Source organism: Bradyrhizobium arachidis (assembly GCF_015291705.1).
Classification (GTDB): domain Bacteria; phylum Pseudomonadota; class Alphaproteobacteria; order Rhizobiales; family Xanthobacteraceae; genus Bradyrhizobium; species Bradyrhizobium arachidis.
Genome location: NZ_CP030050.1, coordinates 485,185 through 499,529, shown reverse-complemented (window position 1 = coordinate 499,529; position 14,345 = coordinate 485,185). Strand labels below are relative to the sequence as shown.

General features: G+C 65.2%; 15 protein-coding genes. 4 read left to right on the top strand and 11 right to left on the bottom strand.

The features are described 5' to 3' along the window. Positions 1 to 9: 9 nt before the first annotated feature. The 5 genes from WN72_RS02385 to WN72_RS02365 all read right to left on the bottom strand — a co-directional run bounded on the left by WN72_RS02385 (position 10) and on the right by WN72_RS02365 (position 5,241). Positions 10 to 729 carry a ribonuclease activity regulator RraA gene (locus tag WN72_RS02385; RefSeq protein WP_092219485.1) on the bottom strand — a complete coding sequence of 240 codons (720 nt, stop codon included), beginning with the start codon at positions 727 to 729 and terminating at the stop codon, positions 10 to 12. Between the two features lie 126 nt (positions 730 to 855). Then, positions 856 to 2,592, bottom strand: coding sequence for an L-arabinonate dehydratase (araD, locus tag WN72_RS02380; protein WP_027563582.1), 1,737 nt, complete (start codon positions 2,590 to 2,592; stop codon positions 856 to 858). Next, entirely contained in the window at positions 2,589 to 3,449 is an 861-nt protein-coding gene (locus tag WN72_RS02375; RefSeq protein ID WP_027563583.1) for an ABC transporter permease, read from the bottom strand. The genes araD and WN72_RS02375 overlap by 4 nt, the downstream gene beginning before the upstream one ends. Positions 3,450 to 3,460: 11 nt before the next feature. After that, entirely contained in the window at positions 3,461 to 4,222 is a 762-nt protein-coding gene (locus WN72_RS02370; RefSeq protein ID WP_092219487.1) for an ABC transporter ATP-binding protein, read from the bottom strand. Beyond that, entirely contained in the window at positions 4,222 to 5,241 is a 1,020-nt protein-coding gene (locus WN72_RS02365) for an ABC transporter substrate-binding protein (protein ID WP_092219489.1), read from the bottom strand. Before WN72_RS02365 ends, WN72_RS02370 begins: the two co-directional genes overlap by 1 nt. A 94-nt stretch (positions 5,242 to 5,335) precedes the next feature. Here WN72_RS02365 and WN72_RS02360 point away from each other — a divergent pair, with 94 nt between their 5' ends. The 3 genes from WN72_RS02360 to WN72_RS02350 all read left to right on the top strand — a co-directional run bounded on the left by WN72_RS02360 (position 5,336) and on the right by WN72_RS02350 (position 10,283). Continuing rightward, on the top strand, positions 5,336 to 6,040 hold the full coding sequence (locus WN72_RS02360; RefSeq protein ID WP_092219491.1) for a GntR family transcriptional regulator: 705 nt from the start codon (positions 5,336 to 5,338) through the stop codon (positions 6,038 to 6,040). Positions 6,041 to 6,289: 249 nt separating this feature from the next. Beyond that, positions 6,290 to 6,709, top strand: coding sequence for a response regulator (locus WN72_RS02355; protein ID WP_092219495.1), 420 nt, complete (start codon positions 6,290 to 6,292; stop codon positions 6,707 to 6,709). Then, positions 6,687 to 10,283, top strand: a complete 3,597-nt coding sequence (locus WN72_RS02350) for a PAS domain S-box protein (RefSeq protein WP_092219497.1) — start codon at positions 6,687 to 6,689, stop codon at positions 10,281 to 10,283. The genes WN72_RS02355 and WN72_RS02350 overlap by 23 nt, the downstream gene beginning before the upstream one ends. 78 nt (positions 10,284 to 10,361) lie before the next feature. On the opposite strand, the gene WN72_RS02345 is transcribed toward WN72_RS02350, so the two are convergent. Continuing rightward, entirely contained in the window at positions 10,362 to 10,997 is a 636-nt protein-coding gene (locus WN72_RS02345) for a response regulator transcription factor (protein ID WP_027563589.1), read from the bottom strand. A gap of 150 nt (positions 10,998 to 11,147) precedes the next feature. Here WN72_RS02345 and WN72_RS02340 point away from each other — a divergent pair, with 150 nt between their 5' ends. Further along, the gene (locus tag WN72_RS02340) at positions 11,148 to 11,438 is read left to right on the top strand and encodes a hypothetical protein (protein ID WP_027563590.1); all 291 of its coding nucleotides are present in this window, start codon (positions 11,148 to 11,150) and stop codon (positions 11,436 to 11,438) included. Positions 11,439 to 11,492: 54 nt separating this feature from the next. On the opposite strand, the gene WN72_RS02335 is transcribed toward WN72_RS02340, so the two are convergent. The 5 genes from WN72_RS02335 to WN72_RS02315 all read right to left on the bottom strand — a co-directional run bounded on the left by WN72_RS02335 (position 11,493) and on the right by WN72_RS02315 (position 14,294). Next, entirely contained in the window at positions 11,493 to 11,996 is a 504-nt protein-coding gene (locus tag WN72_RS02335) for a response regulator (RefSeq protein WP_027563591.1), read from the bottom strand. A 147-nt stretch (positions 11,997 to 12,143) separates the two neighbouring features. Then, a complete protein-coding gene (locus WN72_RS02330) occupies positions 12,144 to 12,461 on the bottom strand; it encodes a hypothetical protein (protein ID WP_027563592.1) in 318 nt (105 codons plus the stop codon). Between the two features lie 2 nt (positions 12,462 to 12,463). Further along, on the bottom strand, positions 12,464 to 13,342 hold the full coding sequence (locus tag WN72_RS02325; protein ID WP_092219499.1) for a CheR family methyltransferase: 879 nt from the start codon (positions 13,340 to 13,342) through the stop codon (positions 12,464 to 12,466). 60 nt (positions 13,343 to 13,402) lie between these two features. Then, positions 13,403 to 13,789 (bottom strand): response regulator, encoded by a 387-nt coding sequence (locus WN72_RS02320; protein ID WP_027563594.1) that lies wholly within the window; start codon positions 13,787 to 13,789, stop codon positions 13,403 to 13,405. 31 nt (positions 13,790 to 13,820) lie between these two features. After that, positions 13,821 to 14,294 carry a chemotaxis protein CheW gene (locus tag WN72_RS02315; RefSeq protein WP_028146486.1) on the bottom strand — a complete coding sequence of 158 codons (474 nt, stop codon included), beginning with the start codon at positions 14,292 to 14,294 and terminating at the stop codon, positions 13,821 to 13,823. Between the last annotated feature and the right edge of the window lie 51 nt (positions 14,295 to 14,345).

Below are 14,345 nucleotides of genomic sequence, written 5' to 3'. Positions count from 1 at the left end.
GTTTTGGTTTTAGCGGCCGTTCTTCTTCCGCCATTCCGCAAAATCGGTGAGCGTCTGCGGATCGGTGGCGGGATAGAGTCCAAAGATGCCGCGGCCCTTGCCGACTTCCTCGGTGACGAAATCCTCGAACGCGGTCATCTCGAAAGTCTCATTGGCGATCTCGTCGGCGAGATGCGCGGGGATCACGATGACGCCGTCGGCGTCGCCGAGGATGACGTCACCGGGAAACACCGGCGCATCACCGCAGCCGATCGGCACGTTGATCTCGATCGCCTGGTGCAGCGTGAGGTTGGTCGGCGCCGAGGGACGATGGTGATAGGCGGGAATGCCGAGCTTGGCGATCTCGGCGGAATCGCGAAAGCCGCCGTCGGTGACGACGCCGGCGACGCCGCGCTTCATCAGCCGCGTCACCAGGATCGCACCGGCGGAAGCCGCGCGCGCATCCTTGCGGCTGTCCATCACCAGCACGCTGCCTGCCGGGCAATCCTCGACCGCCTTGCGCTGCGGATGGGAGCGGTCCTTGAAGACATCGATGGTGTTGAGATCCTCGCGCGCCGGCATGTAGCGCAGCGTGAAGGCCTCGCCGACCATGGTCGGCTGGTCGGGGCCGACGGGATGCACATCCTGGATCATCTGGATGCGCAGGCCACGCTTGAACAAAGCGGTGGCGACGGTGGCGGTGGAGACGGATTTGAGCTTGTTGCGGGTGGCTTCGGATAGTTTGGTCATTTGGTACGCTCTCTCTTCTCGTCATTCCGGGGCATCGCGAAGCGATGAGCCCGGAATCCATAACCACGATCGGGAGTATGGATTCCGGGCTCGCGCCAAGTGGCGCGCCCCGGAATGACAGTTGTGTTAATAGATCGACGGCTCGCCGATCGGCGCGCCGAAATCGGTCTCGAGGAAGTCGAAGTCGCAGCCGTCATTGGCCTGCTTGATGTGCTTGGTGAACATCCAGCCATAGCCGCGCTCGAAGCGGCGCTCGGGCTGCTTCCAGGCGGCGCGGCGCTTTGCGAGCTCGGCCTCCGATACGTCGAGGTTGATGGTGCGCGCGGCGACGTCGAGCGTGATGCGGTCGCCATTCTGCACCAGCGCCAACGGGCCGCCGATGTAGGACTCCGGCGAGACGTGCAGGATGCAGGCGCCGTAGCTGGTGCCGCTCATGCGTGCATCCGAGATGCGCACCATGTCGCGCACGCCCTGCTTCACGAGCTTGGTCGGGATCGGCAGCATGCCCCATTCCGGCATGCCCGGGCCACCTTGCGGCCCGGCATTGCGCAGGATGAGGATGTGATCCTCGGTGACGTCGAGGTTGGGATCGTCGACCGCCTTCTTCATCGAGGGATAGTCGTCGAACACCAGCGCCGGCCCGGTGTGCTTGAGGAAGCGCGGCGCGCAGGCAGAGGGCTTTATGACGCAGCCGTCGGGCGCGAGATTGCCCTTGAGCACGGCGAGCGCGCCTTCCTTGTAGATGGGATTGTCGACCGAGCGGATCACGTCGGCATTGTGAACCTCGGCGCCGTCGATGTTCTCGCCCAGCGTCTTGCCAGTCACCGTGATGCAGTCGAGATGCAGATGCTGCTTGATCTGCCCCATCAGCGCCGGCAGGCCGCCGGCATAGAAGAAGTCTTCCATCAGATAGGCATCGCCGCTCGGCCGGACGTTGGCGATGACAGGCACCTTGCGGCTCGCGATCTCGAAATCGTCGAGGCCAATGTCCTGGCCGGCGCGGCGGGCCTGCGCGATCAGATGGATGATCGCGTTGGTCGAGCAGCCCATCGCCATCGCCACCGCAATCGCGTTCTCGAACGCTTTTCGGGTCTGGATCGTTGTCGGCGTCAGATCCTCCCACACCATCTCGACGATGCGGCGGCCGCATTCACTGGCCATGCGGATGTGGTTGGCGTCAGCGGCCGGAATCGAGGAGGCGCCCGGTAGCGTCATGCCGATCGCCTCCGCAATCGCCGTCATGGTGGAAGCCGTGCCCATGGTCATGCAGGTGCCGTAGCTGCGGGCAATGCCGGCTTCGATGTCGAGCCAGTCCTTGTCGGAGATCTTTCCGGCGCGGCGCTCGTCCCAGTATTTCCAGCCGTCGGAGCCGGAGCCGAGCGTCTTGCCCTTCCAGTTTCCGCGCAGCATGGGACCGGCCGGCAGGTAGATCGCCGGGATGTTCATCGAGGTCGCGCCCAAGAGCAGCGCCGGCGTGGTCTTGTCGCAGCCGCCCATCAGCACCACGCCGTCGACGGGATGGCTGCGCAAGAGCTCCTCGGCGTCCATCGCCAGCAGGTTGCGGTAGAGCATGGTGGTCGGCTTGAGCAGCGATTCCGACAGCGACAGCGCCGGCAGCTCGATCGGCAGGCCGCCGGCCATCAGGATGCCGCGCTTGACGTCGTCGACGCGCGACTTGAAGTGCATGTGGCAGGGCTGCGCGTCCGACCAGGTGTTGAGGATCGCGATGCACGGACGGTCCTTCCACTCCTCCGGTGCGTAGCCCATCTGCATGGTGCGGGAGCGGTGGCCGAACGAGCGGAGATCGTCGGGCGCGAACCAGCGCGCGCTGCGGAGCTGATCGGGTGTTTTCTTCTTGGTCATGATTGAGTGCCCCACTTCTGGACGGTATTCCGCTCGATGGCGCGGAAGATCAGGTTCTCGACAAAGAGCCCGATGATGATCACCGTCAAGAGGCCCGCGAACACCGCGGGTATGTCGAGCAGGTTGCGGTTCTCGAAGATGAACCAGCCGAGCCCGCCCTGCCCCGAGGACACGCCGAACACCAGCTCGGCCGCGATCAGGGTTCGCCAGGCGAAGGCCCAGCCGATCTTGAGGCCGGTCAGGATCGAGCCGAACGCCGCGGGGATCAGGATTTTCGCCACATAAGGCAAGCCGCGCAGGCCGTAATTGCGCCCGACCATGCGCAGCGTGTTGGACACGCTCTTGAAGCCGGAATGGGTGTTGAGCGCAACCGGCCACAGCACCGAATGGATCAGCACGAAGACCAGGCTGCCATTTCCGAGCCCGAACCAGATCAACGCCAGCGGCAAGAGCGCGATCGCCGGCAGCGGGTTGAACATCGCCGTCACCGTTTCCAGGAAATCGGTGCCGATCCGGGTGGAGATCGCAAGGATGGTGAAGATTGCAGCGAGCACGATGCCGGCGGAATAGCCCATGAACAAGACTTTTAGCGAGGTCCAGGCCCGCATCGGGATCGTGCCGTCCTTCACGCGGTCGTACAGCGTCAGAAGCGTGTCGTGCAGCGTCGGAAACAGCAGGGGATTGTCGAGGTAGACGCCGTAGGCTTCCCAGACCGCGGCGAGGAACAGGATGATGACGGTCTTGCGCACGAAACCGTCGTTCCACAACAGTTCAAGCACGCTCAGCTTGCGCTCGACCTCGCCTGCGCCGATGGTGGCGACCGGCGCGTCACGCAGCAGAATTCTCGCTTCGCCCATGCGCGGCTCCCCTAGTGCGCCGTTGCTTCGCCGGCAAACAGGAGATCGTGGATCTCCTTCTCGAGCCGGCCGGCGCTGCCGTCGTCATTGCTGACCTTGTCGACGTCGACGACCTCGGCCTTGACCCGGCCCGGATGCGGCGACAGCAGCAGGATGCGGTTGCCGATGCGGATCGCTTCGGCGATCGAATGGGTCACGAACAGCACGGTGAACTTGGTCTCGCTCCAGAGCTGGAGCAATTCGTCCTGGCAGGTCCGGCGCGTCAGCGCATCGAGCGCTGCGAACGGCTCGTCCATCAGCAAAATGTCCGGCTCCATCGCCATGCCGCGCGCGATCGCGACGCGCTGCTTCATGCCGCCGGAGAGCGTGTGCGGATAGGCATCGACCACGCGGGTGAGGCCGACCTTCTCGATATAGGCCCGCGCCTTCGCCTCGGCGTCCTTGCGCGACAGCTTTCGCGCCGTCAGCAGCGGGAACATCACGTTGGCGAGCACGCTCTTCCAGGGCAGCAGCTGGTCGAACTCCTGGAAGATCATCATGCGGTCGGCGCCGGGGCCGTGAATCTCGCGGCCGCTGATGCTCATGCGGCCTTCGCTCGGCGACATATAGCCGCCGACGGCCTTGAGCAGGGTGGACTTGCCGCAGCCGGACGGTCCGAGCAGCACGAAGCGGTCGGACTTGTCGACAGTGAAACTCACCCTCTCCGTGGCTGTGACGACTGCGCTCGAGGTCTTGTAGCGCAGCGTCACGGAGTTGACGTCGAGCAGCGCCATCAGTTGCCCTTCAGGTCGTGCGCGACGGGGAGATAGTAGTCCGTCCAGGCCTTGGGCTGGGTCTTCAGCGTGCCGGTCTTATAGAGATGGGCGGCGAACTTCATCGTGCCCTGCGGCTCGAGATTCCACTCCATCATGCCGGGCTGCTTGAGCAGATCGAGCAGCTCCTCGACCGAGGTCTTGTCGCCGGTGATCTCCTTGTAGATCTCGACCGCCTGCTTCGTATCGCTGCGGATCAGGTCCTGCGCCTCCTTGGTGGCATCGCGCACGGCCTTGATGATCTTCGGGTTGGCGTCAGCGAACTTGGTCGTGGTGAAGAATTGCGCCTGGCTGAGCGGGCCGCCCATCACGTCGGGCGAGTTCAGCACGACATGCGCGCCCGGCACGTTCTTCAGCTCCAGGAAGGTGAAGGGCGGGATCGAGAAGTGGGTGTGCACCTCGTGCTTCGGATTGGACAGCGCCGCATAGGCGTCGGGATGGCCGAGCTGCACGGTGTTGGCATCGAGCTTCGACCATTGGTCGGCGCCGAACGCTTCGGCGGCGGCGATCTGAAGCACGATCGCCTGGGTTGAGACCTTCACCGTCGGCACCGCGATCTTGTCGGCGGGCCCAAAATCCTTGATCGACTTGATGTTGTCGTCGCGGCTGATCAGCGTCATCGGCTGCGCCGAGGTCGCGACGATGCCCTTCACGCCGCCGCGGGTGCGATCCCACAGCAGCAGCAGATTGCCGGTGCCGGTGTTGAGGATGTCGACGCCGCCCGCGAGCAGCGCATCGGTCTGCGCGCCGCCGCCGGAGAAGGTGATCCATTTGGTGGTGACGCCGGAAACGCCGAGCGAAGCCGCATGCTTCTCGATCAGCTTCAGCTTCTCCATGATGTGGCTCGGCATGTAGAAAATGCCGGGCTGGCGCGACAGCGCGATCTCGGATTTCTGCTGCGCCTGCGCCGCGGGCGCGAAAAGGGCGGCGGCGGTGATCAAGGCCATGGCCGCAAGGCCACGCTGCAATTGCTTCATCATTGTTGTTCGTTTCCTCCGGCCGCCATTGACGTGCGATCCCGCTGATGCACTAATGCATTAGTGCATCAAAGGCAAGCCTGCCGGAGCCATTGCCATGGAAACCGTCCATACCGCGCCGCGCGCGGCCGCCCGCCTCGACCGGGCCCGGCAGGCCGCGCCGCAGGTGTTCGAGCGGCTGCGCAACGCCATTCTCGCACTCGAACTGCCGCCGGGCGCGCCGCTGTCGCGCACCGAGCTCGCCACGCAATTCGGCGTCAGCTCGACCCCGATCCGCGACGCCCTGATGCGGCTTGAGGAAGAAGGACTGGTCGAGGTGTTTCCGCAGCACGCGACCGTGGTCAGCCGGGTCGATGTCGGCCGCGCCGAGCAGGCCCATTTCCTGCGCCAGGCGCTGGAGCTCGAAATCGTCCGGCTGCTCGCGGAAGAGCATGACGCGGCCCTGGTCATCCGGCTCGACCACGCGATCGCGCTCCAGCAGCAATTCGCCAAGGCCGGCGATTTCGAGAGCTTCATCGCCGGCGACAATGATTTTCACGCGCAGCTTTATGCCGCCGCGGGCAAGCAGGAGCTCTGGTCGCTGGTGCGCAGCCGCAGCGGACATATCGACCGGCTGCGCCGGCTGCATCTGCCCTCACCCGGCAAGGCCCAGAACATCGTGCGCCATCACAAGCTGATCACGCGCGCGATCGAGGCCGGCGACCCCGATGCCGCGCAGCAGCACCTGCGCACACACCTGTCGGGCACCCTGAGCGAGCTGGACAAGATCCGGAGCCGCTATCCCGAGTACCTGACCGACTAGGGCTGCGATGAACCGTCACCGAACTCTGGAATAAACGTTCGGGCCAGTTCCACCGGCTTTTGCGGCACATCCGCCAAGACCATGTGCACGAAAGCATGCATAATGGCGACACCGGGACGAGCCGCGCCGGAAAACCGCCGCGTCGTCGCGAAGTGCTTGCAGGCTGGGCGGAATCCGCGCAACAATTTCATATTTGATGGCTTGATTTGGGGGCGCTGGAATGTCCCTCCGCCCCGGAGGATTTCAGACGTGGCCAACATCCTGATCGTGGATGACGACCCCGCCGTGCAGATCACGATCCGGCTGCTCCTGGAGAGGGCCGGACATCACGTCACCGTCGCCGGCGACGGCCGCCAGGGACTTGCAGCGTTCGAGGCCAGCCATTTCGACCTGTTGTTTCTCGACATCTTCATGCCCGGCATGGATGGGCTGGAGACGATGCGCCACATCCGGGCACAGTGGCCGGCCGTTCCGATCATCGTGATCTCCGGCCGTTCGGCCACGCCGGACGCCTATGCGGAGCCGGATTTCCTGAAGATGGCGACCAAGCTCGGCGCGGTGGCGAGCCTGCAAAAGCCGTTCGGGCCCGGCGCCCTACTCGCCGCGGTCGATGGCTGCCTGGAGGCGACTCTGCCGGAGAGGTCCGATGTCAGCTCCGGCCAGCGATGACGAGGACGGCTCCTCTGCTCCAGTCCAGAACAAGCGTGGCCATACGGGACGTCCAGCGAACATCCCCATGACGCTCACGACGCGGCTGGCCATCGCGATGATCCTGCTGGTGGCGGTGACCGTGGCCGCCGTCGGCTGGCTCGGCTATCGCAACATCACGCAAGCCGTCATTCCGCGCGTGCTGGAGCGGGTCGAAGCCCAGTCGCGGCTGCTGGCGACCAATCTCGAATCCTACGTTTCCGGCGTTCGCGGCGATCTGATCGGCTATCGCTCCGCCGCAGCCATCAACGGCCTGATCCGCGCTCACATCGGCGGCGGAATTGACGCGTCTGACGGCGTCTCGGAGCAGACCTGGCGCGAGCGCATCGCAACCCGGCTCGTGGCCGAGATCGAGGCCAAGCCCAGCTACGGGCAGTTTCGAATCATCGGCATTGACGACGACCAGCGCGAGCTGGTCCGCGTCGATCGCTCGGGCCCGAATGGGGCGGCACGGACCGTCCCCAATAGCGAGCTGGCGCACAAGACCGAGCGAACCTACTTCCAGGAAACGATCAAGCTCGCGCCGGGCGAGATTTACGTGTCGCCGATTGACCTCGCGACCCGGCAGGGCGGGACCACGGACTTGCACATTCCGACCCTGCGGGTCGCGACGCCGCTTTTCACGGCGGCGGGCAAGCCGTTCGGCATCATCGTCGCCAATATCGACATGCGTCCGGCACTCGAGCGCGTCCGCGCGGCGACGAGCTCGGGAGGCGAAATCTATGTCGTGAATTCGCGCGGCGACTATCTCGTCAATCCTGACCGCACGCGGGAATTCGGCTCGTTGCATGGCCATCCCACCAACTGGCGCAATGATTTTCCGTATTTTTCAGCCGCGGCCGGCACGCCCGACGTGTCGACGCACCTCACGACCGACGTCGCGGGCCGGCCAAGCGGCGCGGCGCTCGCGCCGGCGCTGCTTGCGGGCAAGGAGTGGATCGCGATCATCGTGACCGTTCCCCCGGCCGTGTTCGGCCGCGTGCCGGCCGCCATTCAGAAGACGTCCCTGCTCGTCGGCGTGCTCGCCGTGCTCGCCGCGGCGGCGCTCGCGGTGCTGCTGGCGCGCTCATTGACCCGGCCGATCGGACGCCTGACCGCGGCGGTGGAGGCCATCGGCAGCGGACGGCCGGCGGACATTCCGGTCGACGCCAGCGGCGAAACCGGCGTGCTGGCGCGCGCTTTTGCCCAGATGGTCGAAGAGACCAGGGCGAACACGGCCGCGCTCGAGCGCGAGGTCCGAGAGCATCGCCGCACCGAGGCCGCGCGAAGCCATCATGCGGCGCGCGAGCAATTGTTCAGCGCCGCGGTCGAATCGTCCGACGATGCGATCGTGATGCAGACGCTCGCGGCCATCATCACCGGCTGGAATCCGGCGGCAGAGCGCCTCTATGGCTATTCGGCGGACGAGGCGATCGGCCAGCCCACCTCCATCATAGTCCCGCCCGACCGCCGCGAGCAGGGCAAGGACTATCTGCGGCGGATCGCGAGCGGCGAGCCGATCGAGCGCTTCGAGACGGTGCGCGTGCGCAAGGACGGCACGCCGGTCGAGATCTCGCTCAGCCTCTCGCCGATCAGGGGACCTTCGGGCGAGATCGTCGGCGCCTCCGGCAGCGCGCGCAGCCTCACCGAGGCGCGGCGGGCCGAGCGCGTGCTGCAGCAGCGGCTCGAGGAGCGCCGCCAGATCTTCGACACCTCGCAGGATCTGATCATGATCATGGACGCACGCGGCCATGTCGCGCAGATCAGTCCGAGCAGCGAGACCATTCTCGGCTACAAGCCGGCCGAGATGATCGGCCGCAGCGGCGCCGATTTCGTTCATCCCGATCATCTGGAGCATTCCCGCGCGGAGATGCGCGCGCTGCGGCGCGGTGACCGCCCCAAGCTCGACGACACCCGCTGCTTCCACAAGAACGGGCACGAGGTCTGGCTGTCATGGCTCGGCAGCTGGTCCGAGCAGGCGCACCGGTTCTTCTTCGTCGGACGCGACATGACGGAGGCAAGGCTCGCGCAGGAATCCCTGCAAGAGAGCGAACGGCTCGCCCGCAACATCGTCGAGACCTCGCTCGACGCCTTCGTCCAGACCGACGAGGCGAGCAGGATCCTGAACTGGAACTCGCAGGCGGAACAGCTGTTCGGCTGGCGCCGCGACGAGGTGCTCGGCAAGAGCACGATCGACCTGATCGTGGCCGAGAGCGATCGCGCGCGGGTCCAGGCCGGCCTGAAGCGCTTCCTGGAAGAGGAGGACGGTAGGACGCTGAACCGCCGCCGCGAGCTCATGTGCCGGCGGCGCGATGGCAAGGAATTCAAGGCCGAGCTGAGCGTCACCGCGCTGAAGCGCCGCGAGGGCCTGCTGTTCAACGTGTTCTACCGCGACCTCACCGACAAGATCGCGGCCGAGGAGCGTATCCGCCACGCCGAGAAGATGGAGGCGGTCGGCCAGCTCACCGGCGGCGTCGCGCACGACTTCAACAACATCCTCACCGTCATCACCGGGACGATCGAGATCCTGGCGGAGGCGGTCGAGAAGGAGCCGCAGCTTGCGGCCATCACCAAGATGATCGACGAGGCCGCCGCGCGCGGCGCCGAGCTGACCCAGCATCTGCTCGCCTTCGCGCGCAAGCAGCCGCTGCAGCCGCGCGAGATCGACATCAATTCGCTGATCATCGACACCGCGAAGCTGTTGCGGCCGACCCTGGGCGAGCAGATCCAGATCGAATCGGTGTTCGAGGACGAGAACTGCGTCGCGATCGTCGACCCCAACCAGCTCACCACCGCGATCCTCAACCTCGCGCTCAATGCCCGCGACGCCATGCCGGGCGGCGGCAAGCTGATCGTGGAGACGGGTGCCGCCTATCTCGACGAGGTCTATGCCAGCGTCAACGATGTCAGGCCCGGGCATTACGTGCTGATCGCCGTGAGCGACACCGGCACCGGCATTCCGGCGAGCATGCTGGCGAGGGTGTTCGACCCGTTCTTCACCTCGAAGGGACCGGGCAAGGGCACGGGGCTCGGGCTTTCGATGGTCTACGGCTTCATCAAGCAGTCCGCGGGACACATCAAGATCTACAGCGAGGAAGGCCACGGCACCACGATCAAGATGTACCTGCCGCCCGGCAAGACGCCGACGGTGGCCACAGAGGGCGTGACACCGGTGACGATCGAGGGCGGACACGAGACGATCCTCGTGGTCGAGGACGACCGGCTGGTGCGCGACTACGTGCTGGCGCAGCTGCATTCGCTGGGTTACGTCACCTTGCAGGCCGCGAACGCCGCTGAGGCGCTCGCGATCGTCGCCACCGGCAAGCCGTTCGACCTGCTATTCACCGACGTCATCATGCCCGGCAAGATGAACGGACGGCAGCTCGCCGACGAGCTGACGAAGACGCGTCCCGATCTGAAGGTGGTCTACACGTCAGGCTATACCGAGAACGCGATCATCCATCACGGCCGGCTGGATTCGGGCGTGCTGCTGCTGGCGAAGCCCTACCGCAAGTCGGATCTCGCGCGGATCATCCGCAAGGCCCTGAGCGCTTGAGGCCTCGCTCTCGTGTCCCGGACGCACTGCAGCGCGCAGCGCTGCTGTGCAGAGCCGGAACCCAGAACGAACCAGCGCTTACGACGCGCGCTGGGCCGCGGTCATCACGATGCGGATCAGGTCGGCGGCGTTGCGTGCGCCGAGCTTCTTCATGATGTTGGCGCGATGGTCCTCGATGGTGCGCGGGCTGATGCCGAGCGTGCGGCCGGCTTCCTTGTTGGACGCACCGGAGGCGAACTGCTCCAGCACCTCGCGCTCCCTGCGCGTCAACGGCTCGCGTCCGGGGAAATGCAGCGAGCCGAATTTCGGCGAGGCGTTTTCCGCCTGCCTGCGAGCATAGGCCCCGATCGCCTCGTCGAGCCGGCCGACGATCTCGCTGCCGCGGAACGGCTTCTCGATGAAATCGAGCGCGCCGCTCTTGATGGCGCCCACCGCCATGGTGATGTCGCCCTGCCCGGAGATCATGAAGATCGGTGCCGGATAGTCCTCGCCATGCAGCTCCTTCAGGATGTCGAGGCCCGACTTTCCGGGAATGTGCACGTCGAGCAGGATCGCAGCCGGTGTGCGGTTTCGCGCGACGGAGAGCAGCGCAGCGCCGTCCGCAAAACAGATCACCTCATAACCCGCCGCCTTCAACACCATCGACAAGGTGTCGCGAACGGCAGGGTCGTCGTCGACCACGAAGATTTCACCGCGAGAGCTTTGTTCGGCCATGTGCCACATCCAGTTGGCATGAAGGACTCGCGTCCGCGCCAAACCGTTATGGCGATCGGCGCGGATTCGGCCCACCCGTATTTGTACGGGACATGGACTTAACGCACAAGTAGCGGCAGGGTGCCTAATTGCGGGGTACGGAGAATATCCATGCTAAATTACGCCGGCATACCCCCGCTCGCCGCGATGGCCGATACTGACAGCCGTCAGTTGATCGCAGCCGAACTTCGCTCTCTGATCGCGCGCATCGAGATCAGCATGCGTCTGATCGACGCGGCGATGGAGAGCGAGGACGACAGCGCATTCGCGGGTTCCACCGAGATTGTCGTGCTCGACGACGTCACGCCGCGTTATGCCACGGCGAGTGCCGCCCTCAACGCCTGCCGGGCGGAGCTCAGTCACGCCCTGCAACAATTGTCCGAATCTGGCAGCGCAGCGTAAGTCGCAATCAGCGCGGCTGACCAGCCGCAGCTGATTGCATGGCAGCTCCGCGCCTCAGGCGCGGTGCCGTTCCACGATCGCGTCGGTGGCGACACCACCCCAGGTGTGAATCGCCGGCAGGCCCATCGCGGTCTTGCCGAGATTGGCGAGGCTGATGCGCAGGGCCGCGAGGTCCAGCGGCTTCGGCAGGCTCTGGAGCTCGATCCCCACGGAGCGGGCGAAGCTGCGGGCGGCGCTGCGGCGCTTGCCGTCCATGCCGCTGATGACGATCACCGCACCGGCGAATTTCGCCTCCGCCATCTCGCGCAGCACGTCGATGCCGTCGCCGTCCTCCAGCACGAGATCGAGCGTCACGCAGTCGAAGCGCGCGGCGCGGAGCTTCTCGATGGCTTCCGCCACGGACGGCGCCACGGTGACTTCGTGGCCGGCCTGCTTGGCGGCGACCGTGATCAGGCTGCGCTGCGTGGCATCGTCGTCGACCACCAGCAGCTGAAGCGCACGCCGCTCGGCGACGTCGGGCAGGTTGGACGAGACAGGGGAGAGGGAACTTCTGGGCATTGCCGTATTCCTGAGATTGAGACCGGCAATGGGTACACGGTTCGCGCTTAGGCGCCGTAAAACCGCCGCGGCAAATTCTTCCAGATGTTTCAGCAAATATAAAGCAACGTCGGGGAAAGCGCGCAGTCCTGCGCAACTGCTCGCCGATCAGGCCGCCGCGTCGTGGCCGCCGGCTGCGCCGCGCTTCTTCCGGTTCTTGCCGCGCAGGAACTGGATGTCCATCTCGGCGCCGTTGACCCGCACCAGCTCGCAGCGGCGGTAGGCAAGACCGGTGGACGACAGCAGCAGGAAGAACTCCTTCAGGTTCAATCCCTGGATCGAGCCTTCCACCGTGAGGATGGCGTCGGTGTCGGAGATCGCATTGAGCTTGCAGTCGCGGCGCCAGGTGCCGTCGATGGCCATGATGCAGACATCATAGCCGCGACTGAACGTCACGCGTTCGGTGCCCTTGCCATCCTCGGCCATGCCTATCGTCCTGCCATGACCGCCATGCGCGGCGCCGCGCCGGCGAGCACCGGCTTGGCAACGGCGGCACGCGGGTCGTTCGGCTTGTAGAGGCCGCGCCGCTCCGGGATCGGCCTGAACGTATCGGTCAGACCGACCACGGTTTCGGCCGCACCCAGCACCAGGAAGCCGTCGGGCTCGATCTGGCGCGCCAGGCGGTTGAAGATGTTGATCTTGGTGTCCTGGTCGAAATAGATCAGCACGTTGCGGCAGAAGATGACGTCGAAGGTGCCGAGCTGGGCGAAGTCGTGCAGCAAATTGAGCTGACGGTGCTGGATCATCGCCCGCAGTTCGGGATTGATCTGCCAGGTCTCGCCGGTCTGCTTGAAATATTTCACCAGCATCTGGATCGGCAGACCGCGCTGCACCTCGAACTGGCTGTAGATGCCGGCCTTGGCCTTCTCCAGCACCTCCTGCGACAGGTCGGTCGCGATGATCTCGACACGCCAGCCGGTAAGGGCCGCGCCCATTTCCTTCAGGCACATCGCCAGCGAATAGGGCTCCTGCCCGGTCGAGCCGGCGGCGCACCAGATGCGCACGCTGCGCCTGCCGGCGCGCGCCTTGATGATCTCGGGCATGATGGTGTCGCGGAAATGATCGAACGGGACCTTGTCGCGGAAGAAGAAGGTCTCGTTGGTGGTCATGGCTTCGACCACGTCGGTGATCAGCTGGCGCGAGCCGGCCTGCAGCTTCTGCACGAGCTCGGCGATGCCGGACAGCCCCACCTTGCGGGCAAGCGGCAGCAGGCGGCTTTCGATCAGATATTGCTTGTCTGCGGACAGGTCGAGACCCGAATTATCCTTCAGGAACTTACGCAGATACTCGTACTCGGTCGGGGTCACGGATAGCCTCTTCGAAGCTGTACTGGGAACACTCTGGCCCAAACGTCAGGCCAGACACACTCAGACCATGGCTTGTCCGACCGGGATCAAACCAACTTCAGCGAACTTGTCGGCGATGATGTCTTTGTCGAAGGGCTTCATGATGTACTCGTTGGCGCCGCCGCTGAGCGCCTGAGCGATGTGAGCGACGTTGTTCTCGGTGGTGCAGAACACCACCTTCGGCTGGTCGCCGCCGGGCAGGCGGCGCATGTGGCCCATGAACTCGAAGCCGTCCATCACGGGCATGTTCCAGTCGAGCAGCACCGCATCGGGCAGCTGCTTCTGGCAGATCTCGAGCGCCTTGGAGCCGTCCTCGGCCTCGGTGACTTGGAATTCCAGGCCCTCCAGGATCCGGCGCGCGATCTTGCGCACGACGCTGGAGTCATCGACCACCAAACATGTCTTCATTTTGGTTCTCCGGGTTCGATGTTTCGTTGGTTCACGCAGCCATCTGCACTTCGGTCTTCAACTCGAGCACGCGGTCGACGTCGAGGACGACCATGAGCTGGCCGTCGAGACGGTGGACACCGCCGGCGAGCTTGGCCATGCGGGGGTCGAGGTTGACGGGGTTCTCTTCCATGCCGGCCTCGGGCAGGCGCAGCACCTCGCCGATCTGGTCGATCAGGAGGCCATAGGATTCACCGCGGAGGTCAACGCCGACCGCCATCGGCGCCTTGCCGTCCTCGGCCTTGGGCAGGCCGAGCCGGGCGCGCATGTCGATCACGGTGACGATGCGGCCGCGCAGGTTCAACACGCCGGCGATCTCGCGCGAGGCCAGGGGCACACGGGTGACGCGCTCGGGCATGAACACGTCCTGGACGCGGGAGATCGGCAGGCCGAACAGCTGGCCGCCGATCATCGCGGTGACGTATTCGACCATGGCACCTTCGCCAACTTGCGTCTTCTTGCTCATATCGTCTCTCCTCGTCCTAGCCGCTCTTTTGTTTGAGCATGATCTGGTCGG